Annotated in this window: 17 protein-coding genes; 11 read left to right on the top strand and 6 right to left on the bottom strand. The window is 62.4% G+C overall.

From position 1 onward, the window contains the following. Window positions 1-2 precede the first annotated feature (2 nt). The 6 genes from C7378_RS08945 (at window position 3) to rpmA (ending at window position 4630) form a co-directional block, all read left to right on the top strand. Window positions 3-536: a hypothetical protein gene (locus tag C7378_RS08945; RefSeq protein ID WP_131994899.1), complete on the top strand. Its 534-nt coding sequence runs from the start codon at window positions 3-5 to the stop codon at window positions 534-536. 17 nt (window positions 537-553) lie between these two features. Beyond that, complete coding sequence (locus tag C7378_RS08940) at window positions 554-1012, top strand: DUF421 domain-containing protein (RefSeq protein WP_131994896.1); 459 nt, start codon at window positions 554-556, stop codon at window positions 1010-1012. Window positions 1013-1042: 30 nt separating this feature from the next. Next, window positions 1043-2521, top strand: coding sequence for an MFS transporter (locus C7378_RS08935; RefSeq protein ID WP_131994893.1), 1479 nt, complete (start codon window positions 1043-1045; stop codon window positions 2519-2521). 31 nt (window positions 2522-2552) lie between these two features. Further along, window positions 2553-3857 carry an ArnT family glycosyltransferase gene (locus C7378_RS08930; protein WP_243648154.1) on the top strand — a complete coding sequence of 435 codons (1305 nt, stop codon included), beginning with the start codon at window positions 2553-2555 and terminating at the stop codon, window positions 3855-3857. A 155-nt stretch (window positions 3858-4012) separates the two neighbouring features. After that, on the top strand, window positions 4013-4336 hold the full coding sequence (gene rplU, locus C7378_RS08925) for a 50S ribosomal protein L21 (RefSeq protein ID WP_131994890.1): 324 nt from the start codon (window positions 4013-4015) through the stop codon (window positions 4334-4336). Window positions 4337-4366: 30 nt separating this feature from the next. Then, on the top strand, window positions 4367-4630 hold the full coding sequence (gene rpmA, locus C7378_RS08920; RefSeq protein ID WP_131994887.1) for a 50S ribosomal protein L27: 264 nt from the start codon (window positions 4367-4369) through the stop codon (window positions 4628-4630). 63 nt (window positions 4631-4693) lie between these two features. On the opposite strand, the gene C7378_RS08915 is transcribed toward rpmA, so the two are convergent. Together C7378_RS08915 and murC are read right to left on the bottom strand one after the other, a co-directional pair. After that, window positions 4694-7024 carry an N-acetylmuramoyl-L-alanine amidase gene (locus C7378_RS08915; protein ID WP_131994884.1) on the bottom strand — a complete coding sequence of 777 codons (2331 nt, stop codon included), beginning with the start codon at window positions 7022-7024 and terminating at the stop codon, window positions 4694-4696. 139 nt (window positions 7025-7163) lie between these two features. Then, on the bottom strand, window positions 7164-8543 hold the full coding sequence (gene murC, locus C7378_RS08910; RefSeq protein ID WP_131994881.1) for a UDP-N-acetylmuramate--L-alanine ligase: 1380 nt from the start codon (window positions 8541-8543) through the stop codon (window positions 7164-7166). Between the two features lie 269 nt (window positions 8544-8812). Here murC and C7378_RS17835 point away from each other — a divergent pair, with 269 nt between their 5' ends. Together C7378_RS17835 and pgsA are read left to right on the top strand one after the other, a co-directional pair. Then, window positions 8813-9748, top strand: a complete 936-nt coding sequence (locus C7378_RS17835) for a hypothetical protein (RefSeq protein ID WP_207901397.1) — start codon at window positions 8813-8815, stop codon at window positions 9746-9748. A gap of 138 nt (window positions 9749-9886) precedes the next feature. Next, window positions 9887-10552: a CDP-diacylglycerol--glycerol-3-phosphate 3-phosphatidyltransferase gene (gene pgsA, locus C7378_RS08895; protein ID WP_131994875.1), complete on the top strand. Its 666-nt coding sequence runs from the start codon at window positions 9887-9889 to the stop codon at window positions 10550-10552. A 186-nt stretch (window positions 10553-10738) separates the two neighbouring features. On the opposite strand, the gene C7378_RS08890 is transcribed toward pgsA, so the two are convergent. The 4 genes from C7378_RS08890 to C7378_RS08875 form a co-directional block, all read right to left on the bottom strand. Further along, the gene (locus C7378_RS08890) at window positions 10739-11500 is read right to left on the bottom strand and encodes a GvpL/GvpF family gas vesicle protein (RefSeq protein WP_131994872.1); all 762 of its coding nucleotides are present in this window, start codon (window positions 11498-11500) and stop codon (window positions 10739-10741) included. Window positions 11501-11738: 238 nt separating this feature from the next. Then, entirely contained in the window at window positions 11739-14765 is a 3027-nt protein-coding gene (locus tag C7378_RS08885) for a TonB-dependent receptor (RefSeq protein ID WP_131994869.1), read from the bottom strand. A 72-nt stretch (window positions 14766-14837) separates the two neighbouring features. After that, window positions 14838-16316 (bottom strand): YyaL domain-containing protein, encoded by a 1479-nt coding sequence (locus C7378_RS08880; protein WP_131994866.1) that lies wholly within the window; start codon window positions 16314-16316, stop codon window positions 14838-14840. Between the two features lie 144 nt (window positions 16317-16460). After that, complete coding sequence (locus tag C7378_RS08875) at window positions 16461-17072, bottom strand: hypothetical protein (RefSeq protein WP_131994863.1); 612 nt, start codon at window positions 17070-17072, stop codon at window positions 16461-16463. 285 nt (window positions 17073-17357) lie between these two features. On the opposite strand from C7378_RS08875, the gene C7378_RS08870 reads away from it, so the two are divergent. The 3 genes from C7378_RS08870 to C7378_RS08860 all read left to right on the top strand — a co-directional run bounded on the left by C7378_RS08870 (window position 17358) and on the right by C7378_RS08860 (window position 23477). Continuing rightward, window positions 17358-20702: a TonB-dependent receptor gene (locus C7378_RS08870; RefSeq protein ID WP_131994859.1), complete on the top strand. Its 3345-nt coding sequence runs from the start codon at window positions 17358-17360 to the stop codon at window positions 20700-20702. A 149-nt stretch (window positions 20703-20851) separates the two neighbouring features. Further along, window positions 20852-22324: a CehA/McbA family metallohydrolase gene (locus C7378_RS08865; protein ID WP_131994856.1), complete on the top strand. Its 1473-nt coding sequence runs from the start codon at window positions 20852-20854 to the stop codon at window positions 22322-22324. 10 nt (window positions 22325-22334) lie between these two features. Continuing rightward, window positions 22335-23477 (top strand): phosphatidylinositol-specific phospholipase C1-like protein, encoded by a 1143-nt coding sequence (locus C7378_RS08860; RefSeq protein ID WP_131994853.1) that lies wholly within the window; start codon window positions 22335-22337, stop codon window positions 23475-23477. The last annotated feature ends 21 nt before the right edge of the window (window positions 23478-23498 follow it).

Here is a 23498-nt window from a genome sequence, read left to right as displayed (position 1 = left end):
ATATGCCAGCCGCCCCTCATCTCAAACCCGTGGAAGATACTGTGCCGATGGTTCATGGCGAGGTCGCCATCGGTGAAGATCTCGAGTTTCAGCGTCGCTGGTGGCGCTTTGAACGCATCGTCTGGATCGCCTTCGCTCTCATCGTGCTGCTCGACCTGCTCGGCGTCTTCGGCAAGGGCTACTTCGCCAAGGGCCATATCCATCAGGGTCCCGTTGAGGTCAAGTTCGAACGTGTCGAGCGCCTCGGCACGCCATCCATCATGACCATCCACTTTGCTCCTGAAGCCATCCATCGAGGCACGGTGCAGCTGTGGGTCAGTGAATCCGTCGTGGGTGACCTCGGCAATCGCCGCATCATTCCGCAGCCTGAGAGTTCCACCGTCGGCAACAGCGGCGTTTCCTATATCTTTCCCGCATCCGGAGGCAGGTCCTCCGTTCTCTTCGCCCTGCAGCCTGCGAGCCCGGGCGTGTTTCGCTTCGCACTTCGAGTTCCCGGCGTGAACGAGATTCGTTCGCGTGTCGTGGTCATGCCTTAGCACGGGGAGAAAATGTCATGGCAACCGTCCTGCACGCTGTCTTCGGCTACTTCTTTCTCCTGCTGACCGTGCGCATCCTCACGCGACGCCCCGGCGGTCAGCTCACACTCTTTGAGTTCGTCATCGTCTTCCTCATCGGCGGCGTCATCATCCTTTCCACCGTCGGCAAGGATCGTTCGCTCACCAACTGTGTCTGCGCCATCATCACTGTAGGCCTGCTGCATCAGTCTGTTTCCTGGCTCAGGGCCCGCTATCCGCGCTTCGGCGTCATCGTGGATGGCACTCCTCTGCTGGTGCTCGACCGCGGCAAGTGGGACACAGATCTGATGAAAAAGATGCGTCTTGATGAGAACGACGTCATGGCCGCCGCCCGCTCCAAGGGACTTACCTCCCTTACCCAAATTAAATATGCCGTACTCGAGCGCAACGGCAGCATCAGCATCATTCAGGCTGAGGCATCGAAAAGCGAAGCATAAGAAAACCAAATCTAACTTCCCCGGGCCACAATGTCACCTACGTCTTCCCCCCAAACCGCTTCCCAGACCGCTTCCCAAACCGCCGCGGCGCAGACCATTGAAACCCACGTACCCGCGCGCCTCGACCGCCTCCCCTGGAGCCGCTGGCACGTCCGCATCATCACCGCGCTCGGCGCCTCCTGGCTGCTGGACGGCCTGCAGGTCACCCTCGCCGGTTCGCTCGCCGGCATCCTTGAGAACAAGCACGGCCTCGGCCTCACCGTCCCGCAGGTCACCGCCAGCGCCTCCACTTACCTTGCCGGAGCAGTGATCGGAGCCATCCTCTTCGGCTGGCTCACCGACCGCCTCGGCCGCAAGCGGCTCTTCCTCATCACGCTTGCGACTTATTCGCTTGCCACCCTTGCCTCGGCTCTTTCGTGGAACTTCTTCAGCTTCGCAATCTTCCGCGCCATCACCGGCCTCGGCATTGGCGGCGAATACGCGGCCATCAACTCCGCCGTCGATGAACTCATTCCCGGCCGGGTGCGCGGACGCGTCGATCTGGTCGTCAACGCCACGTTCTGGGGTGGCGCTGCCATCGGCAGCCTCGCCTCGCTCTTCCTGCTCGGCAGTCCTTCCATTCCGCCCAATGTCGGCTGGCGCGTTGCCTTCAGTGTCGGAGCGGTCCTCGGTCTTGGCGTCCTCATGCTGCGGCTCGGCGTTCCGGAGAGTCCCCGCTGGCTCATGCTTCGTGGCCGCACCGATGACGCCGACCGCATCGTCAAGGGCATTGAAGAGAAGGTGGAGCAGCACCACGGTCAGCTGCCTCCGCCTGAGGGCAAAAAGCTCCGCCTCCACGTACGCCACAAGACTCCCTGGGCCGCCGTCTTCCGCAATATCCTCAAGGACAACCGCCAGCGCTCTTTCCTCGCACTCACGCTCATGGTGGCGCAGTCCTTCTTCTTCAACTCCGTCTTCTTCACCTATGGGCTGGTCGTCAAGCGCTTCTATGGAGTCACCGATCAGAAGATGCCGCTGCATCTGCTGCCCTTCGCAGTAGGCTGCCTCTTCGGCCCCATTCTGCTCGGCCGGCTCTTTGACACGGTTGGCCGCAAGCCCATGATCGCCGCCACTTACGGCATCAGCGGCCTCCTGCTGATCGCGACCGTTGTCCCCTTCGCGCTCGGCCATCTCAGTGTCCGCACGCTCGACATCCGCTTCACCGTCATCTTCTTCGTCGCCTCTTCGGCAGCCAGCGCCGCCTATCTCACGGTCAGTGAAATCTTCCCGCTTGAGATCCGCGCCTTCGCCATCGCCATCTTCTACGCCCTCGGCACCCTCGCCGGCGGCGTCGGTGCGCCCATCTTCTTTGGGGAACTCATCGCCAGCGGCATTCGCTGGCACATCGGCATCGGGTACCTCGTCGGAGCCGCGCTCATGCTCCTCGGCGCCATCTGCGAGCTCACCATCGGCGTTGAGGCCGCCGGTCAGTCTCTGGAGTCCATCTCGAAGCCCCTCCAGAGCGAATAGCGCCGCCCATCCTCCCGGTACAATCGCTCTTGTGAATACCGGAAAAGACAGGCGCCTGCACGCGCCGTGGATGATCTTCTGGGTGGCGCTCATCGTCCGCCTGGCCTACATCACCCTCGCGCACACCTACCGCCTCAAGCCTTACGATCACTACTTCGGCTTTGGCTGGGAGATGGGCCGCATCGGCCGCGCGCTGGCCACCGGCTACGGCTATGCTGATCCCTTCCGGGGACATACCGGCCCCACTGCCTGGGTCACGCCGCTCTATCCGCTCCTCATGGGCGGCGTCTTCAAGCTCACCGGCGTCTTCACCCCGCTCTCTGCCTGGATCCTGCTCGCCATCGACAGCGTCTTTTCCGCGCTTATGGTCCGCACCACCTGGGAGATAGGCGCGCGCGTCTTCAACACCCGCGTCGCCCGCTGGTCCGGCTGGCTCTGGGCCCTTTACCCCGCCGCCATGCAATACGCCGTCCGCTGGATCTGGGAGATGACCCTCTCCGCCTTCCTGCTCTCCTGGGTCTACGTCCTCGCCCTCCGCATGTGCAACATCGGCGGCCCGCCGGAGGAGGCAGCCACCGCCGCCAGTCCGCGCCGCTGGGCCATCTTCGGTCTGCTCTGGGGGCTCATCGCCCTCAGCAACGCTTCGTTGCTGGTCTTTTTGCCTGCCTGCGGCCTCTGGGTGCTCATTGGAGCCCTGCGCAGCGGCAGCCGGGCCCGCCAGCAGGCCGTCGGCGTTGTCCTCGCCAGCGTCCTCTGCCTCGCCTGCATTGCGCCCTGGACCTACCGCAACTGGCGCGTCTTCCACCAGTTCATCCCCATGCGCGCCAACTTCGGCGCCGAGCTTTACATGGGCAATGGCCCCGGCTCCGTCGGCCTCCTCATGGAGTACTACCACCCCTTTCAGGACGCCACGCAGCTCCGTCTCTACCGGGAAATGGGCGAGGTCGCCTACGCCAAAATGCGCGGCAGAATGGCCGAAGCCATCATCAAGGCCGACCCCGCCCACTTCGCCGGCGTTACCCTGCGCCGCATCTACTTTTTCTGGGCCGGAGTGCTCCACACCTCGAGCGACCACCGGTGGGAGGAGTACGGCCGCGACCTCAATTTCCAGTTCATCAGCATCGCCGGGCTCCTTGGCCTGGCTCTGGCCCTGTATCGCAAGATCCCCGGCGCGTGGCTCTTTGCCTGGGCCTTTATCACTCTCCCGTTTATCTATTACTTCGTTACCGTTGCTGCCCGCTTCCGCCATCCCCTGGAGCCGTTGATCACCGTTCTGGCCGTCAACCTCTTCCAGTCCGCGGAAAAACGCCGTAAACCGTTGACCCCGGCCGTCTGACCAAGTAAACTTGTCTAGTTTGGCGATCATGCCCGTGACTCACTGATCCAGCTCACCTTTTTACAGGTTTGAGCAGGGCAGGGCCCCGGGAGTTCAGGATTCAGCCCAGCTTTATTTCAGGTTCGCGCCCGGTCAGCCGGTGCGCTGGAGGTTGTATGTACGCGGTCATCCGCACTGGTGGTAAGCAGTACCGGGTAGCTCCGGGCGATGTCGTCAAGATTGAGAAGGCGGCTGCTGGAGAGAACGGTTCAATCGAGTTCGGGGATGTGCTGGGCTTCTCGAAGGACGGCGGCAGCCTCGCCAAGCCGGGATCCGCCAAGGTGCTTGGCACCGTTGTCGGTCAGGGCCGCGGCGACAAGATCCTCGTCTTCCACTTGAAGCGCAAGAAGCAGTACAAGAAGATGCAGGGGCACCGGCAGGCTTTCACGCAGGTGCGCATCAACGAGATTCAGGTCGACGGTACGGCCTACAACGCGTAGCAGCCGCCGCGCACGAAGGGGAATTGAGCAATGGCACATAAAAAAGGTCTAGGAAGCTCCAAAAATGGCCGCGATTCAAACGCGCAGCGCCTCGGCGTAAAGCGCTTCGGCGGGGAAGTTGTCACCGGCGGCTCCATCATCGTCCGTCAGCGTGGCACACCGCTTAAGGCCGGCCTCAACGTCGGCCGTGGCTGCGACGACACGCTCTTTGCCAAGATCGACGGCCGGGTCAAGTTCATCGACCGCGGCAATCTTGGCCGCTTCGTCGCCATCGAGCCTATCGCCGCAGAGTAACTCTCCTGCAGCTTGCAACAGAAAAGCCGGAGCCTCAGCTCCGGCTTTTTCGCGTGCCTGTTCTCAGTTGCCCGTCGTGTGCGGGGCGCTGGCCTCGGCCAGCCGCACGCCGCTCAGGCTTCCGATATACCGCGCCGTCCCCTGGTAGAGTGACTCCGCAATGCGCTCCCGGTAGGCCGGCTCGCGCAGCTCGTGTGCATCCTCCGGGTTCGTCAGGAAGGAAATCTCCGCCAGGATCGACGGCATATTCGCGCCGATCAGCACCACAAACGGAGCCTTCTTGACCCCGCGATCCTTCAGTCCTGCATTCCCCTGTTCGAGCCCCGTGTAGAGGCTCTGCTCTACATCGAAGGCGAACTCCCGCGACTCGCTGATCTTGTCCTGCAGCGCGATCTTCTTCACCAGGTCCGACAGTTGATGGATCGACTCGTCGGAGACGGCGTTTTCTCGCGCCGCCACCTCCAGCGCATCCGCCGAGGAGGTGAAGTTCAGATAATACGTCTCCACCCCTCGCGCCGACGGGTCATGGCTGGAGTTGGCATGGACTGAGATGAAGAGGTCCGCCTGCGCCTTGTTGGCAATCGCCGTCCGCGTCTCCAGCGGGATAAAGGTGTCATCGTCCCGCGTGTAGGTCACGTCCGCACCCAGCCGCTGTTTCAGCAGCTTGCCCAGCCGCAGCGCCACGTCGAGCACCACGTCCTTTTCTTCTATGCCGCCCGGTCCCAGTGTCCCGGAGTCGTGCCCACCGTGCCCCGCATCCACCACGATCCTGTTGATCTTCAGCCCCAGCGTCCGCACCAGGGAGCGGTCCCCGCTCGCCGTCGGTCCTGCCGGGCGGATATCGGCCGGCGGTTCACTCTTCGCCAGCTCGTTCCTGTGCTGTTCGCTCTGCGCCGCTTCTGCCTTCTCAGCCCTGAGCACGCGCTTCTGCTCCGCAGGCTGCGGAGCGGGCGTCGTTCCGGCTACCGTAGCCGCCACCGGCGCGGTTGTGGGCCGCTTCGTCGCCCGGATGCGGTTACGTTGCTGGCCCAGCGAGGCCACCTCCTCGCTGCTCGTCCTGGCTGGAGCCGTGCTCGATGGCAATGGCGTCCTTGCTGCCGGGGGCGCAGCCGCCACCAGCGCCGGTGCCGAAGCCTTCACTCCCGTGCCGCCGTGAATGTCGATAATCAGCCGCGACGGATTCGGCAGGAAAAACGCCGAATACTCGCTCACATCGCTTACATCCAGCACAATCCGCGTCACGTCGTTTGAGAACTGCGCCGCGCGGATGCGCTTCAGGTAGCCTCCGTCCGTCACTTCGACCGATTTCCCGATCAGCTCCGGCGAAAGCTTCGCTCCATGCAGGTCAAAGAAGATGCGATCCGGGTTCGGCACCCGCGCCGCCTCATACTGCACCTCGTCCTGCAGGTCGATCGCAACCCGCGTGTACACCGGCGTCGACCAGTGCCGTATCCCCGTAATCAGCGGCACCCGCCCCGCTCGTCGCGGCGGCGGAGGCGCGTTCAGCGCCGCTTCGCTCAGAGCCGGCGCAGCAGGCTCGGCCGTCCCACGCGGCTCTGTTCCCACCCTTTCGGTATCCGGCCTTGCAGGCTCTGTTCGTTGGGTGACAGCTCTTTCAGTGCCCGCCCTTCCACTTCCTGCCGTTGCAGCTTCGGGTCTTCCGAACACAGCCCTGTCCGTTGCCGACGCTCCCGTACCAGAAGCTCCAGTCGCGGCCGCTCCCTGCATGCCGAAGCCCGCCGCCGTAGCCATCGGCTTTCGCCTTGTTGCCGCTGCTGGCTCGGCTTCGCTCCGCGCCGTCTCTCTTCGTGCTGGCGCGCTCTCCGCCGGCGGGAAAATCGGCGCCGGGGCCGCATGCCTCCCATGCCGCAGAGCCACCTGCTCCTTCTTGATCTGTTTCAGCTCCTGCCGTGCCTCCGCAGCCTGGCTGCTCGCGGGATAGAGCTTCAGCAGCTCCTTGAACTCGCCCTTGGCGTTCTGCGGCTCATTCAGGTCGCGCCGGTAGATTTCGCCTTCAGTCAGCAGTGCGCTCACCCGGTAGCGGCTCCCCGGATACTGGTGGCGCAGGAATTCATACTGCCCGATTGCATCGCGCAGCGATTTTTCATCCTGGAAGACGCGACCCTGCTCAGCCAGCAGTTCGGCTACCGCAGCAATGCTCGCATCGGCTTTCGGAGAGGCAGGATCGCCATGGTAGACGGCGCGGTAAGCAGCCAGCACACGCTCGTAGTCCCGCCGCGTACGCTGCTGCTCGGACCGGCCTTCCAGCGCCTCACGCAGCCGTTGCGCCTTCTCATAAGGAGAGGCCGGCTGCCGTGCAAATGCAAAGCCGCTGCAACCGAGCGCGAAGACGAGGCAGGCGGTACGCGCCCGTAGATTGAGGGAGAGCAGCATTCTTTATGCGTGGAGCACCAATCGCCGGAGCACTTTCAGTATAGAGTTCCCCCGCAGGCAGAACAACCGCGGAAAGCCGTTCCTCCGGCAGGAGGAAACCAGAAGGGAACCCTCTCTCCGCGCTCTTTCCGGCCGCCCTTCAGCCCTTCGCCTCATCCCTCTTGAGCGCCGCCAGCACCAGGCCCGAGGCCTGCGAGACATTTCCGGCGCCCATCGTCAGGATCGCGTCCCCCTCGCCTGCCGCCATCACGCTCCGCTCCACCGCCTCTTCGATTGAGGCGGCATAGCGAACCCCGTCCCGCCCGATGGTCTTCACCAGCGCCTCGGCGGTGATCCCCGGCAGCGGCTCTTCGCTCGCGGCATAGATGTCCAGCACCTCGACTGCGTCCGCTTCGCTGAAGCAGCTCGCAAATTCCTCCATCAGGTCGCGCGTCCGCGAGTAGCGGTGTGGCTGGAAGATCACTCGAATACGCTTGAAGCCGCATTCCCGCGCCGCTGCCAGCGTCGCCCGTATCTCCGTCGGGTGGTGTCCGTAGTCGTCGATCACCGTCACTCCGCGAACCACGCCCTTTATCTGGAAGCGCCGGTCGACCCCGCGAAAGCCCGCCAGCCCCTGCGCAATCCTCTCCGGGCTCAGCTCCAGCTGCATCGCGATCGCCACCGCTGCCGTTGCATTCAGCACGTTATGCCGCCCCGGCACATGCAGCTCAAACGGCCCCAGCACCTGCCCGTTGGCCGCAACCTCAAACCGTGACCGGGCCCCGCCCGTTGCCGGCAGCAGCCGCGCCACGTAGTCCGCCTTCGGCTCCATCCCGTAGGTGAAAATCCGCCGTCTCACCCGCGGCAACACCGCCGCCAGCGCCTCGCTGTCCAGGCAGGCCACGCAGCAGCCATAGAAGGGCACCTTGTCCATAAACTCCACAAAGGCGTCTTCCACGTCCCCCATGTCCCGGTAGCAGTCCATGTGCTCGCGGTCGATATTCGTCACCACGGCGAGAATCGGCGACAGCTTCAGAAATGACCGGTCGCTCTCATCCGCCTCGGCCACCAGGTACTGCGACCGGCCCAGCCGCGCATTCGAGCCCATTGCGTCCACCCGTCCGCCCACCACCACCGTCGGGTCCAGGTCCCCCGCCGCCAGCACTGTTGCAATCATGGATGTGGTCGTGGTCTTCCCGTGCATCCCCGCCACGGCGATCCCGTACTTTAGCCGCATCATCTCGGCCAGCATCTCCGCTCGGGGAATCACCGGGATCTTCCGGCTCCGTGCCTCGGCCACCTCGGGGTTCGCCGGGCTGACCGCCGAGCTGGTCACCACCACTCCTGAGCCCAGCACGTTCGCCGCCGCATGTCCCTCGAAGATTGTTGCGCCCAGGGCCGCCAGCCGCTCCGTAATCGCCGTCCGGCGAAGATCCGAGCCCGAGACGGCATAGCCCAGGTTGAGCAGAATCTCGGCGATCCCGCTCATCCCGATCCCGCCTATGCCGATAAAGTGAACGCGCTGCGCCTTCGCAAACATTTCCTGTCCCCGAGTGTCTATCCGATTGTCTTACAGTACTTTATCAATCCGGCGCCTGGGCAATTCCGACCCGCCGGCAGAGAGTTGGCTTGGTATGATCCTTCATTAATTTAATTCGATTGCCGAGGCGGCGGCAGATTCGCAGCCCACGCAACTTTTCCCTGCATCTATCGTTGATATCAATGTCCCCTCCGACAGGGCCTGTCAGGATCGGAAGGGCAGCCACCGGCAGTGCCGCAAGCTGGTTCCGCTGGTGAGGAGGTAGCACGATGAAGATGGTCCGTTATCTGGCAGTTCTCATTCTTCTGGCCAGTCCTTTCGCATTTACCCACCAGGCACAGGCGCAAATTTCCGTCGGCATCGGCATCGGCCCCGTCGTCGGCTACCCCGCGCCGGTCGTGGTGGCTGGCCCCCCCGATTGCCAGTGGGGCTACTACTCCTATTACCCATATTCCTGCGCTCCTTACGGCTACTATGGTGACGACTGGTTCGCAGGCGGCCTCTTTGTCGGCGCAGGCCCCTGGTTCGGCGGCTGGTATGGCCGTCCGTGGGGCTGGGGCTGGGGAAACCCCTATGCGGGCTGGGGCTTCGGACACCCGTGGGGCGGCTACGGCTACCGCGCTGGCTGGGGCGACGATCATAACGGCTGGAGACGCGGTGGCTGGGGTGGCGACAGAGGCCGCGGCTGGGGCGGCGACAGAGGCCGCGGTGGCTACGGCGGCGGCTACGGCAATCGCGGTGGTGGCTATGGCAATCGCGGCGGCTACGGCAACGGATTCAATCACGGTCAGGGCTTCAACCATGGCGTAGGCAACGGCTATCGCCCTGGATACGGTCAGGCTTTTAACCACGGCAACGGCTACGCGCACGCTCCCATGTCCGGCGCACGCAGCTACAACGGTGCCTATAACCGCGCAGGCTTCGGCGCAGCAGGCCGCGGCATGCAGGGTGGCAACGCCTTCCATGGCAATAACTACGCCATGCGCTCAAACGGCGGGGGCGGTTTCCGCGGCATGCAGGGCGGTGGCGGTTTCCGCGGCGCACAGGGTGGCGGCTTCCACGGCGGTGGCTTTGGTGGCGGAGGCTTCCATGGTGGCGGCGGAGGCTTCGGCGGTGGCGGCTTTCATGGCGGCGGGGGTGGTTTCCACGGCGGTGGCGGAGGCTTCCACGGTGGTGGCGGCGGTCACGGCGGCGGACATCGCTAAAGCAGTGGCCACAGCAAAACCGGGCGCGGGGTTCTCAATCCCCGCGCCCTTTCACTTTTTCCCCTGGAATCTTGCCTTCAGCTCAGTCAGGCAACCCGCTGGTGCATAATAAGCAGAGGGCGCCCAAGCGAGTCGAGTGTGAATCTTCCGAATTCCATTACGATGAGCCGCATAGCTTTCGTTCCGCTGCTCATCTGGATGCTCTCGCCGCACTTCCCCCTTCGCGGGTCACATGGCGAGCAGGAACTCCTCGCCTCAATCCTCTTCATCGCCGCCTCCATCACTGACGGCCTCGACGGTTATCTCGCGCGTAGCCGCCGCCAGGTCACCACCATGGGTATGCTGCTCGATCCGCTGGCCGATAAGCTCCTCGTCAGCGCCGCCTTCATTGCGCTCCTGCAGTTCAATCCGCACGTGATGAAGGCATGGATTGTCGTACTGGTCATCGGCAGGGAATTTCTCGTCACCGGCCTGCGCTCCATCGCCAGCACTGAGGGCTTCACCATCCCTGCGAGCGAACTCGGCAAGCTCAAGACCGTCACCCAGATCGTCTCCGTGGTCGCCGTCATCCTTGCCGCCCACTGGGACGCGTGGTACATCGACTGGTTTGTCATCCCCGTCCGGCTCATCGCGATTGCCGCAGTCTATTTCATGGCCGCCGTCGCCACCATCTCTGCCGTCGATTACTTCTGGGCCTTCTGGCGCAAGATCGAGGGAGCCAGCACGGCGCGGCGTCTGCACGAAAATGATTTCGTGCTCACCCGGCAGAAGAAGAGCATTCCTACTGCTAAAAATGTCGTGTGAAGGAAGCAGAGTTAAAGCGATATTTTTGAAGCAAAAAAAACTACTTCGTCGTCAACGTTTTTCTATCCGGTGCGTCTGTAGAAGTAGAGGATGATCGGAGCCCTCCGGGAACATCCTCTTGCTCCAGAAAGACAGGCGTCTGGCGGTTCGTGGGTCCGCCAGGCGTCTGTCAGCAAGCCGAAACGTTCAGGCCGAAATAGCAGTACCTGCAGCCTGAGGGTGATGCGCCCCTCGGGTAAGGCGATGAACAAAATGATACGGTGGCCAGGGGCCTGAAATCTGCATCTGACAGTCTTTCATCAGCGTGCTCGCGCTTGAATATTTGTTTTGATAACGCTCGATGCCCTTGTGTTCGATCAGGTGGGCGATGTCGAGCAGCATCTTTCCGGACTCTGTTCGCCGGCATGAAATCTCTTCCGCCAGTGGCGTAAACATTCGGTGCATCTGCACTGAAACTGCCCGGGCTTTCGTCTGCCGTTCCCGCTGGCGGGTCGCGTTCTCGCGCAGGTTTGCGAGATACTCCTTGCCCACGGTGTCCATGGCTACCGCACGAATCTGCTCACGACAGCAGTCATCCAGCGTCACTTTAAGATGCATCTCTGCCTTGCCGCGCAGACGATCAATGTTGGTCAGGAACTGCCGCTGGTTCGTTCGTATCGACCGGCGAAGTGCTTCGTCATCCTGGAAAACTGTCCCAAATCGGAAGGGAAGTATGGTTGAACTCTTAAAGCAGTCTGCGATAACGCGAGCGTGGTCTACGGCTGCTTTCTGATTGAGGCTTTCTTCTGAAGAATGTTCACTTACGATTACTGCTAAATCACTGGCTGGATAAAGGAAGACTTGATTTCCTGCAATGCCCGAAACGCTTTCCAGTGGAACCGGTTTGCGATGTCGTAGCAGTTCAGGAAACGACTGTTTTTCAGTTAGGCAATAGGCATACCACGCCATAGAGAGTCACTCCGTACGCTGGTATTGAACAATCTTGTGTAAAACGAAACAACGCGAAACGCATTGATGTGGCCTCTTCTGGATCGCCAGAACGTTCAGCTGACCCGAATTGAACGTATCCTAGTCTCCGGAACATACGACTGGCAACTTTCTCGCTCAAGATTATTTCCACGGGATTCCTGGCCCCCGCGATTCGTTTTCACCAAAATGAAATACATATTTACAGGGCGAAGTTTTTTCAGAAGGTCAAACGCATCCCCAGCTGCGCCGCAAACGGGATCCCCACCGTCGTCCCCGGCCCGAAAAAGTCTCCCAGCGCCCCACCGGCCACCCGCAACTGGTTCAGGCTGCTGATCGGCTGGGAGGCAGTGCAGGCAGCATTCGCGCACACCGCCGTCACATTTCCCGACGCCGCCACATCCGCGGGAACCGGCAGCGCCGCCAGGTTCGTCACGTAGTTCGCCCCCGGGTTGTTGCGGTTCAAGAGGTTAAAGAACTCCGCGAAGGGAATCAGCGACCAGTTCTCCCTCAGCCGCGTCGGGCGGCTCACCCGCAGGTCCGCCTGGACATACGGAGTTCCTCGAAACTGATCCAGCGACGTCGGAACTCCGTTGACTGCAATCCGGCCTGAGTTGTCGGCGGTCGTGATCGTAAAGGGTCGCGCCGTCTCCGCCTGCGTCAGCGTGCTCAGCATCACCTTGCCCGGCAGCGTCAGGGTTCCAGCCACGGCCACGCGATGCCGCACATCCTCCCCTGAGGGTCCGTAATCTCCCGGCCCAAAGGGTTGGAGCGGGTTGCAGACGCCATTCACATAGTCAAAAAGCTCACCCAACACGCATCCCCAGGTCTTCGCGCTTGCCAGCGTGTAGTTGGCCACCAGGTTCAACCGCCCGGTTACGTTTCCCTGCACGTGCAGCATCAGCGCGTTATAGCTGGACCGGTTGTCTGAGTGGAAAATGCTCGCGTCCGGCACCACTGCCGCCTGTTCCGGGGAGGAGTCCGGCAGCAGCGGAGTCAGCAGATTCACCCCGCCCGTGTAGCTGTACCCGCGATAGGAGTGGTTGCCCTGCTCATGGGTGTAGTCCGCGCTCGCCGCCCAGCCCTTGCCAAACCAGTGCTCCAACCCCGCTGAAACGTGAATTGCGTAGGGCGTCCGGTAGTGCGGGTCGATTAGATTGGCGTGTCCCCCCGCCGCTGAACCCGGCACACAGCCATTGTCGGCGGCTCCCTGCAGCGGATCGACGCATGCCGCTGACGGCGTATTCACTGCCTGGAAGGCTGTCGCCCATCCCCCCTGCGCCAGGTCTTCAAAGAATAGTCCGAAGCCGGCGCGCAGCACCGTGTTTCCGCCGCCCTTTCCCGGCGTGTAGGCAATGCCGATCCGCGGCGCAACCTGCGCCCGGTCGTCCTGGGGAGCGCCCGTTACCAGCGGAATTCCGAGCGCCTGCAGCGTCCGGTAGCCTGGATTCTCCAGCTGGCTCCTGCCCGATCCCTCGAACAACCCGAAGGTCGTCGAGTACCGCAGCCCGTAATTCAGCACCAGTTGCGGCCTTGCCTGCCACGAGTCCTGCGCATACAGCGCCAGCCGCTGGATATTCTGAGCAAACCCGCCTCCCAGGTTGCTGGTTGTGGCCCCCGCGCTCCGGTCAGTGGCAAACTGGGCCGGGTGGCTCAGGTAGTAGTCTGGATTCTGAGGAAACTGGTAAAGCGTCTCGTCGTTCGACGGAAAGGCTCCATCGAGCACCGGCTCGTGGATAAAATTCACCCCGAACGCTACCGAATGGTTTGTCCGTGTATTCATCACGTCGTAGCGCCACTGGTACTTCTCCTGGTTGCGCTCCGAGGGGAAGAACGTGATCGGCGTAGCGAACTGGTTGTCTCCAAAGGTTTCATACCCTGAGACCGTCAGCGACGTTGAACTGAAGGGAAACGCCAGCGCAAAGCCCAGGTTGGAGTTCCGCACCTGCGTCAGGTGCAGCCCGCCCGCGCTGAAGACGAAATTCGCCAGCCAGGTGCTGCTCAGCTGAAACTGGTTTGAGAGCACAAGGTTCAGGTAGTTATTGTGCGTCAGCAGTCCGGTCGAGGGCAGCGTCCCCTGCTGCACCAGGTTGTTATGCGTCGTGTAGTTGTCGATCGCCCCCCGCAGCACCCAGTCCGAGCGCTGCGACTGCGCCCAGTCCAGCCGCAGCAGTCCGAGATAGTCGCGAAAGGGAACCGGCACATTGGCGGGCACCGGAATCGCGCCCACCCCCGGAATCAGTCCCTCAGCGGCCAGCGTGCTCAGCGCATCGAACTGCGTTACGCTCGCCGGGCTGTAGGCGATGCTCGCGTCCTCGTGTACCTGTTCGTAGGAGGCAAAGAACCACAGCCGGTCCTTCCTCACCGGGCCGCCCAGGGTTGCAATATAGTTCTGTCGGGAGAAGGGCTGCTTCGGGTTCGGCGCAGGGTTTTCGATTGGATACCGCGCATTCAGCGCTGCCGCCCGCTCATAGAAGGCCTCGTCGCCATGCCACTCATTCGTCCCGCTCTTGGTCAGGATGACCACCGAGCCCGCCGTCGTGCCGCCCGTGTTGGCGTCCTCCTGCGCCGTGCGGACAGAGAACTCCCTGATCGCATCCGGCGAATAGTTCTGCAGAAATCCGCCGATAAAATCGTCGGAATTATCTCCGCCATCCACTGACAGCTCGTTGTTCAGCCCCGAACTGCCGCCCGTCGATACCGCCGTGATCCGCGCCTTGGTTGGGTCTGACGGCTCCACCGGCTCGGTCCCCGGCGCCAGGTAGGCGATATTCGCGAAGCTCCGCTCCGCCAGCGGCAGCGTCGCCAGGTCGCGGCTCGTGATCACGCTCTGGTGAACCGCGCTGCTCCTGTCGAGCGGCTGCGTCGTGATCGACGATCCCAGTCCTGCCTGCCCGGTCACGCTCACCGTCTGGCGTACCGATCCCGGCTGCATCGTCACCATCATCTGCCGCGTCGTTCCGAGCACGATCCGCAGGGCCGCACTCGCGTCCGCAAAGCCCGCCGCATGCACCGTCACGCTGTAATCGCCCGGAGCCAGCCCCTCCACGCGAAACACTCCGCGCTCACTGCACGTAGCGCTTCGCCGGCTCACCGAGCCATTCGCCACTACGTCCACTGACGAACAGGCCACACGCGCGCCCGTACCATCGCGAACCACTCCCCGCAGGGAACCATCCGTGCTCTGGGCTCGCAGCAACGATGCTGCGCCGAGCACCGCAAAGATCAAAGAGGACCGAAACCGCATAGGATTGGCTTATCTTACAAGGCCTCCGCACCCCATGCGGCCTCTTCGCGCCATCCATTTCGCGCCCGCGGCTCAACGCTCGTCGCCGCGCTCCCATCCCTCCCGCCTTACGCTCTGATATCCCAGCTGAAAAGGATTCCCGCCCATCGCCGCGATCAGGTACCAGCCCGTCGCGCCGATATGCAGCGAAGGCCCATACGTATAGCCGAATCCCGTATCCATCACACTCGTGGACGCTACCAGCCCCTCGCCCAGCGGAATCGTCTGCCCATGCACCGTCTGTCCCGCGCCCAGCTGCGCCTGCGCCAGCTCCATATTCTTCACAAACCCGATCGCCGTCGCGAGGTCTGCGAACCTGGCCCGCACATTTTCCCCGCCCGCGAAGGCGCGCGCCACCAGCGCCGCAATGGTGTGCGCAGTCCCTTCCAGCCACACCGCGTTCGGATCATAGGCCGTCGTCGTCAGGCTGGCCGTATCGAAGACCATCCCCGTATATTTCTCGCTCCCCGTCAGGCTGCTGTGGGCAGCCTGCGCCGTGTCCGTCGTCTGCAGCTTCGCCAGCGCCCAGTCGATCGTCTGTTTGTAGCGGTTGTCCAGCAGCGCCAGGTAGGACCACGTCTGCACATCTTCCGGGATCGGATTCGGGTTGATCGTCACCTGGTCGCCCAGCGTACCCGTGTAGAAATAGCCGCCGCTCTCGTTGTACATCGCCAACACGAACGCCAGCGCATGCGCAGCCAGTCTCCGCCACGGGGAGCCGTTATTGTCCGCGCCGTTGTTCGTGAGCCTCGCCAGCATCTCGAAAAACGCATACGTGTCGATATTGTGTTCCGTCGATTTTCCGTTCGGCGAAGGCACCGACTGGTTGTACTGGTTGATATTCGTTCCAAAGGAATATCCGCCGGCCCCCAGCGTGTTGTAGGCGTTGGTCACAATCCAGTTCGCGACCTTCAACGCCGCGTCCAGATACTTCTGCTTGCGGGTCCGCTCATAGAGCTGCGCCAGCGCCATCCCCGCCCATGCCTGGTCGCCCACCGTGCTTGTGTAGAAGTAGAAGGGAAACGCCGCAGGAGTAATAAAGGCGCCGCTGCCGTCCGTCGCCGCCTGGTTCACGAAGTAGCCCTGCGCAAACCGCCCGTCGTTGAAAGGGAAGTTGTTCGCCTGCGCATAGATGAGGCCGTCTCCGATCACCTCCGCGCGCTGCACATCGTCGTCATGCCCGCGCACCAGCCACGCGTGAATCGACACCGCATTGTCATAGGTAAACGCGGTCGCGCCCAGTGCCTGATCGGAGTAGCTCTGCACCAGCCGCACCGTAGCTCCGGCGGCATAGGCGTCCATCATCCTGTTCTGAAAAGCAAGGGCATTCGCGAGGGACATCTCGTAGGCATGCCTGTCGCCGTAACCTGCCATGGGAAAAGGTCCGCGCCTCGCGCCGCCATCCTCGGCCAGCGCCGCACTGCTCCCTGCGAAAGGCATCAGTCCCGCTGCCGCTACCGCGCCTGCTCCCATTCCAAACAGATGTCGTCTTGTGATTCCGCTGCCGCGCATTCATCTCTCCCGTTGGCCCGTCTCTTCTGGCACAGGCGCGGGAGAAGTCTAATCGGGCCGCATAAAGCCAGACAAGCGCAGCGGCGTTCTTTGCCGGCTCGCCGCTTCACCCTGTCAAAAAGGCGGCCGACTCCTTCACCGCACTCAATGCGAGGACAGATGAAAGAGTAGAAACCCTACCCCGGCCACCACCAGCACCAGCAGAACCACCAGCACTGCTCCGAAGCCTTTCATCGCCTTGCTCAGCGACTGCACCTCATCTGAGAGTGCCAGCAGCGCCGCCCGGTCGCGGTCCGTACTCTCCCGGATGCGTTCGATCTGCTCCTCCAACCGCTTCGTCTGGACGGTGTGTCCGTGCAGCTGCATGCGCAGCTCGCGGGTGTCCTTCTGCAGTTCGAGCATCCCTTGGCCCAGTTCCTCAGCCATCGCCTCTCCCGCGTGGGAGGGAGCTCCCTGCGGCGCTCCTTCGAGCAGCGGCAGCAGCCGGGCCAGTGCCTGCACCGCCCCGTGGTCCACCATCCGCAACGCGCCGGAAACCACCGGAATCAGTCCCCGCAGCTTGTTCAGGTTCTGCGCGACGGCAGCGCGCTTCGGTCTCGCCGCCCGCTCCGTGGTGGTGGCTCGCTCCGTGATGGCTCGTTCCGTAGTGGTCAGCTCGGTGCCGGTCGGTGCCGTGCCTGCCTCCGTCTTTTCCACCTTGGGTTCCTCCGCAAGGGCAACTGGCTGCTTCAACTCGGTCGCGGGTCCATTATCCATATAGCTAGCCTAACGGAAAAAGTTCACAACCGTGCGCTTCCTTCCCCGGTCGCAGAGTCGTCCTTCCGTCCGTCGCAGCTCAGGCCGCCCAGCCCCGTCTTCGAGATCGTCAACTCATATCGCTGCATAGTTTTATCTCCCGCAAAATTCACAGGCCGGGGCCATCTTCATCCCGCTGTTACGTTCCGTTCACCTTGCTTTAATCCCTCGCCGGTAGGTTGGAATCGTTCCCAACAACTAACCCATTGTCGTATAACGTTGCAAGTCTATAAGGGGGCTCCCTTCATGATCCAGTTTCGACGCCACGCGCTTCTGCTGTTCACTCTCCTCTTTCCGCTGCTCTTCGCACACGCTCAGGTCAATACCGCCAGTCTCACCGGGCTTGTCACCGATCCCAGCGGCGCCGCCATCGCCTCAGTTCCGGTCACCGTCACCAGCCTCGGCACCGGACTCACCCGCAAAACCGTCACTGACTCCGCCGGCTACTACTCTTTTCAGGATCTGCCCATCGGCGCCTATCAGATCGTGCTCGCGCAGACCGGCTTCGATACTGCGCAGGAGCAGGTGCAGCTGACCACCGCGCAGAAAGCTCGCCGCGACTTCTCTCTTCGCGTAGGCAGCACCCAGCAGACCGTTCAGGTCACCGCCGAGGGCAGCGATCTTTCCCCCGATGATGCCTCCATCGGCAGCACTATCGAGCGCAAGACCATTGAAGAGACGCCCCTCTATCTCCGCAACTGGGACGATCTCCTCCGCATGGTCCCCGGCGTACAGATTGCCCGTTACACCCAGCAGAGCGGCGCCACCAGCGCAGGCCGCACCGGCGACTTCAACGTCAACGGCGTCCACTCGCTGCAGAACGACTTCATCCTCGACGGCATCGACAACAATACGATCTCTGAGAATGTGCAGGAGCTGAGCACCGAGGCTTCGCACCCCTCCGTCGACGCCATTCAGGAATTCAACATCATCACCAACCCCTACTCGGCGGAGTATGGCCGCTCGCCCGGCGCAGCCGTTTCGGTCAGCACCCGCAGCGGCACCAACGATCTCCACGGCCTCATCTACGAGTACATTCGCAACCAGTACTTCGACGCGAACGACTTCTTCTCTGACCAGCACCACCTCAAGAAGCCGGAGAACAACCAGAATCAGTTCGGCGCCAACCTTGGCGGCCCCATCTGGAAGAATCACGTCTTCGGATTCTTCAACTATGAGGGAACCCGTATTCACCAGGGCGTCTCCCGCATTGCCACCGTACCGCTTCCCAACGAGCGCGTCGGTGACTTCAGCGCCGCGGCGGGCACAGCCAACGGCATCAGCTACGCGCCCATTTATGACCCCACCACCGGCCAGCAGTTTCCCGGCAATGTCATTCCCACCAACCGCCTCGATCCGGTCGTCAGCCAGCTGATGCAGCTCTTCCCGCTGCCCAACATCCCCGGAGCGGGCGAGTTCAACAACTTCACGCGCAACGCCCTGGCCATCGATAACAACGACAGCTATGACGCCCGCGTTGACTGGACCGCGTCGCCGAAGGATACGGTCTTCACCCGCTACAGCTACTTCACCCGCTATCGCGACATCCCCGGCTTCTACGGAGGCATCGCCGACGGCACTTCCACCTCTGCCTGGGGACGTCAGCTCCTCTCCGGACACAGCGCCGTCATCGGCTGGACCCACAGCTTCACTCCTGCCGTGCTCAATGACTTCCACCTCGGCTTCATCCGCGACTACTCCTTCGCCGAGCAGCAGCCCTTCGGACTCAACGCCGCCGACCAGTATCTGCCCGGCGTGCCGAACAATCCGGCGACCGCGGGCGGCGTGCCCCTCACCCAGTTCGCCAACTACACCTACATCGGATCGCCCGACTACCTGCCCAAGTCACAGGTGCCTACCCAGTTCCAGTGGACTGATTCGGTCTCCTGGACCAAGGGAGCGCACTCGCTCAAGTTCGGCGCCACCCTCTTCGCCCCCATGCGCAACATCTTCCAGGATGAGCCCGGCACGCGTGGCGATCTCAACTTCACCGGCAACTTCACCTGCCAGCGCAATGCGACCAACGCCTGCGTCAAGGGCACAGGCCTCTCCTATGCCGATGGCTTGATCGGTTACGTCCAGAGCACCCAGCTGACCAACGTCCTCTTTGTCGATCAGCGGCTCTGGATGGCCTCCGGCTTCGTCGAAGACGACTGGAAGGTCACGCCCAAGCTCACCCTCAACCTCGGCATGCGGTACGACTTTGCAACCCCTGCTCTGAACGCCAAGAACCAGCAGGCAAACTTTGATCCCACCGGCAACGGCGGCGCAGGCGCTCTGGTCTTCGCCCGCAGTGGCGGCCTCTATAGCCGCGCTCTCGTTCACCCCGATTACAAGGACTTCGGTCCTCGCTTCGGCTTCGCCTACTCGGTTGACAAGAACACCGTCATCCGCGGCGGCTACGGCATCTACTACACCCTCTTCGAGCGCATCGGCAGTGAGGATCAGCTCTCCCTCAATCCGCCCTTCCTCGTCAACAAGACGCCCGCCGTTCCGTCCAGCTCTCTGACTCCGGTCATCTACGCGCGCAACGGCTTCCCGTCCAACTTCCTCGATCCATCCACGATCAACCTCAACCAGCTCCAGTCCTTCCACATCCGCTCTGCTAACCCGAATCTGCCTGCTCCCAACGTGCAGCAGTGGAGCTTCGGCTTCCAGCGCCAGTTCGGGCCCACCTGGCTTGCCGAGATGGATTATGTCGGCACCAAGTCCACGCACCTCGATGTGCTCTCCGACTACAACCAGCCAATCATCCAGGGCAACCAGAGCACCGGCGTGATCCCTTACCCCAACTTCGGCTACCTCGAATACACCAACGCCATCGGCTATGGAAACTACAACGGTCTCCAGGCATCGCTGACCCATCGTTATCAGAACGGCCTCAGCATGCGCGCCGCTTATACCTACTCGCGCAGTCTCGACAACTCACCCGAGGAGCTGGAAAGCAACTCCGGCGCCGCGCCAAACGGTCGCAACTACTCCGCCTGGTACGGTCCCAGCGACTTCGACATTCCTCACCGCGTCGCCCTCAGCGGCGTCTATGAGCTGCCCTTCGGCCATGACAAGCCGTGGCTCAACCACGGCCCCGCAGCCTGGATCTTCGGCAACTTCCGCGGCTCCGGCGTCTACACCTACTACAGCGGCCATCCCTTCCAGGTCAACGCAGGCGGCGCGCTCCAGTCCACCCTCGACGCCTACGGCCAGACAACGGCAACGCCAAACCTCATCGGCAAGCCCCGCCTGGTCAATGATCCGAGCTGCTGGTTCTACTCCTCGCTCAACAAGAGCTGCACCCAGCGCGCGCCGGGCTTCACGGACGCTTACGCCCTGCCCGCTCCGGGACAGATCGGCAACAGCGGCCGCAACACCCTCCGCGGTCCTCACACCACCGTGCTCGATGCGTCGCTGCTCCGCGAGTTTCCCATTCGCAACCGCGCCAACGTCGAGTTCCGCTGGGAGATCTTCAACGTAACCAACACCCCGGAGTTCGGTCAGCCTAACGGCAATATCTCGACCAGCTCCGTCGGTCAGATCACCACCCTGTCGGGCGACCCCCGCGTCATGCAGTTCGCTCTCAGGGTGTCTTACTAGGGCTCAGAAGGGCGCCTGAAAAATCCAGACCACGATAATCATTATCAAGTAATAGCAATTATCGTCATTGGAGATTTCAGGCGTCTTTTTGGCGCACGTTGGTGGCCATACCGCAGTTGTAAACTCGCAGTTTGGACCACGGAGTTCTTATGCGCAGCGATCGAATTCTGCTTCTCTTTCTTGCTGTTTTCCTGGCGATTTCACCGCTGCGAGCCCAGCCGCCCGACGATCTTGTCCTCCAGGGCAACATCACCGGAGCGCAGAACAACACCTATGTCGCATTGCCATTCAGCGTCCCGGCAGGCACACTGCGCCTCAGTATTTCCTTTGATTACACCGGCCGTGAACAGAAGACAGCCCTCGACCTCGGCCTCTTCGATCCCCAGCGTTTTCGCGGCTGGAGCGGTGGCAACAAGAGTTCATTCACGCTCAGCGAAACTGACGCAACGCCGTCTTATCTGCCCGGCACGCTGCCCGCAGGCACGTGGAGACTGATCGTCGGCGTCCCCAATATCCGCGCCTCGGTCGTCTCGCATTACACCGCGCGAATCCACTTCACGCGCGCCGCCACCCAGCCTCAGAGCTTCACCGCAACCGCGCTCAACAGCAGCGCTGGATGGTATCGCGGCGATCTGCACATGCACACCGCGCACAGCGACGGCAGCTGTCTCAGCCAGTCGGGAAAGAAGGTTCCGTGCCCGCTCTTCCTCACCGCAGAGGCTGCAGCCGCGCGCGGACTGGACTTCATCGCCATCACCGATCACAACACCATCTCGCAATATAACGACGAGCGCGAGCTGCAACCCTACTTCGACAAGCTGCTGCTGATTCCCGGCCGCGAGGTCACAACGTTTCATGGCCACGCGAACGTCTTCGGCGTCACTCGCTTTATCGATTTCCGCGCAGGCACGCAAGACGTTCCAGACGAGAGCGCATGGATGCGGCAGGCCGCCCAGTACGGCGCCGTCATCTCGCTGAATCATCCCAATGCGCCAAGCGGTGAGATCTGCATGGGCTGCGGATGGACAGCAGATCCGCCTGCGGACATGCATCTCGTCACTGCGATTGAAGCCATCAACGGCGGCATCTCCGAAGGCCCCTACGCAGGCGTCAGCTTCTGGGAGCGGCAACTCAACGCAGGCTTTCACCTGACAGGCATTGGCGGCAGCGACAATCACAATGCGCCGAAGCCCCCCGATGAACCCGGCTCGGTTGGCAGCCCCACCACCGTCGTCTATGCGCATGAGCTTTCCGTCCCCGCGATTCTCGATGGGATCCGCTCCGGACGCGTCTTCGTCGATCTAACGACTTCGCGCAATCGCCTCCTGGACGTCACCGCTCACGATGCCGCACAGAGCGCTGCTATGGGCGACACGCTGCACGCGTCCTCACGCGACACCATCCGTTTTGATGTTCACATCATCGGCTGCGCGGGTTCGCGCGCAGAGGCAATCGTTGATGGAAAGCCGGACGATGCCATGCCCGCGCAATCGATCGGGAATGAAGAAGCGGTTCTGCACTTCAGCGAGACTGCAGGCGCGGCGCACTGGGTGCGCTTCAACGTTCGCGGCGCTGACGGCAAGCTGCAACTGCTCGGAAACCCTGTCTATCTCACGCACTGAACTGGAGACTATGTTGAGAATCAAACTTCTACCCGCACTGCTCATGCTCGGCGCTCTACCGGCGCTCTCGCAGACGCACACCGACGACTCGATTCGCATTAACCAGATTCAGGTCATCGGCAGCCATAACAGCTATCACGCGGGCTTTGCGCCCAGTGAGGCGAAGTACTGGAAGCAACAGAAGCCCGAGATGTATCGCCATCTCGACTATCACCACCCGCCGCTTCCTCAGCAGTTTGATGAAGGCATCCGCCAGATTGAGATCGACACCTTCGCCGATATGAAAGGCGGCCGCTACGCTCACCCTGCCGGCCTCGCGCTGGTGCAGAAGGCGGGCCTGCCGCCTGATCCGCCCTTTGATCCCAACGGCGTGATGCTCAAGCCCGGCTTCAAGGTCATGCATGTGCAGGATGTTGATTACCGCAGTGTCTGCCAGCCGTTTACCGAATGTCTGCGCCAGGTGCGCAGCTGGTCACGGTCGCATCCCGATCACATTCCGATCTTTGTGATCATTGAGACCAAGCAGGATAATCCCGCTCCCGGCAAGCTGATCAACGCCGAGCCTTACACCGCGGCAACCTGGGACGCGCTCGATGCCGCGATTCGTTCCGTCTTTCCTGCGAACGAACTGATTACGCCCGACGATGTGCGCGGCAGCTACGCCACGCTCAACGAGGCGATCCGCAAGCATGGCTGGCCCACACTTGCGAAGGCGCGCGGCAAGGTCATCTTCCTGATGGATCAGCGCAACGTCGAGCAGGCCTATCTTGCGGGCCATCCATCGCTTCGCGGACGAGTCCTCTTCACCAACGCCGCTCCCGGCGCGCCTGACGCTGCCTTTACCGAGGTCAATGACGTGGATGTAGCGAAGATTCAACCGCTGGTCCGCGAAGGCTATCTTGTCCGCACGCGCACCGATGCGGATACAGAAGAAGCACGCGCCAACGACACCCGGCACCGCACGGAAGCGATGGAGAGCGGCGCGCAGATACTCAGCACCGACTACTGGAAGGCGGAGCCTGCCTCATGGACCGGCTACAGCGTTGGGTTCAAGTCAGGAACAGTGGCCCGCTGCAACCCTGTCGATGCTCCACCCACCTGCACTGACAGCGGCCTCGAGCCACAGCCTTCGCAGGCAGCTCTCGCCCACTGACGCTTTGTTCAGCCATGCATT

The organism is Acidipila rosea (genome assembly GCF_004339725.1).
GTDB lineage: Bacteria > Acidobacteriota > Terriglobia > Terriglobales > Acidobacteriaceae > Acidipila > Acidipila rosea.
The sequence above is the reverse complement of the archived record's forward strand: the minus strand, read 5'-3'. Positions and strand labels throughout refer to the sequence as shown.

What these genes read in the sequence shown, in the direction of transcription:
- C7378_RS08860 (WP_131994853.1), top strand. Translation starts at nt 22,335, where the DNA reads ATGTTGAGAATCAAACTTCTACCCGCACTGCTCATGCTCGGCGCTCTA.
- murC (WP_131994881.1), bottom strand. Translation starts at nt 8,543, where the DNA reads ATGTTTGCGAAGGCGCAGCGCGTTCACTTTATCGGCATAGGCGGGATC.
- rplU (WP_131994890.1), top strand. Translation starts at nt 4,013, where the DNA reads ATGTACGCGGTCATCCGCACTGGTGGTAAGCAGTACCGGGTAGCTCCG.
- C7378_RS08940 (WP_131994896.1), top strand. Translation starts at nt 554, where the DNA reads ATGGCAACCGTCCTGCACGCTGTCTTCGGCTACTTCTTTCTCCTGCTG.
- C7378_RS08870 (WP_131994859.1), top strand. Translation starts at nt 17,358, where the DNA reads ATGATCCAGTTTCGACGCCACGCGCTTCTGCTGTTCACTCTCCTCTTT.
- C7378_RS08885 (WP_131994869.1), bottom strand. Translation starts at nt 14,765, where the DNA reads ATGCGGTTTCGGTCCTCTTTGATCTTTGCGGTGCTCGGCGCAGCATCG.
- C7378_RS08865 (WP_131994856.1), top strand. Translation starts at nt 20,852, where the DNA reads ATGCGCAGCGATCGAATTCTGCTTCTCTTTCTTGCTGTTTTCCTGGCG.
- C7378_RS08880 (WP_131994866.1), bottom strand. Translation starts at nt 16,316, where the DNA reads ATGCGCGGCAGCGGAATCACAAGACGACATCTGTTTGGAATGGGAGCA.
- C7378_RS08945 (WP_131994899.1), top strand. Translation starts at nt 3, where the DNA reads ATGCCAGCCGCCCCTCATCTCAAACCCGTGGAAGATACTGTGCCGATG.
- C7378_RS17835 (WP_207901397.1), top strand. Translation starts at nt 8,813, where the DNA reads ATGAAGATGGTCCGTTATCTGGCAGTTCTCATTCTTCTGGCCAGTCCT.
- rpmA (WP_131994887.1), top strand. Translation starts at nt 4,367, where the DNA reads ATGGCACATAAAAAAGGTCTAGGAAGCTCCAAAAATGGCCGCGATTCA.
- C7378_RS08875 (WP_131994863.1), bottom strand. Translation starts at nt 17,072, where the DNA reads ATGGATAATGGACCCGCGACCGAGTTGAAGCAGCCAGTTGCCCTTGCG.
- C7378_RS08890 (WP_131994872.1), bottom strand. Translation starts at nt 11,500, where the DNA reads ATGGCGTGGTATGCCTATTGCCTAACTGAAAAACAGTCGTTTCCTGAA.
- C7378_RS08935 (WP_131994893.1), top strand. Translation starts at nt 1,043, where the DNA reads ATGTCACCTACGTCTTCCCCCCAAACCGCTTCCCAGACCGCTTCCCAA.
- C7378_RS08915 (WP_131994884.1), bottom strand. Translation starts at nt 7,024, where the DNA reads ATGCTGCTCTCCCTCAATCTACGGGCGCGTACCGCCTGCCTCGTCTTC.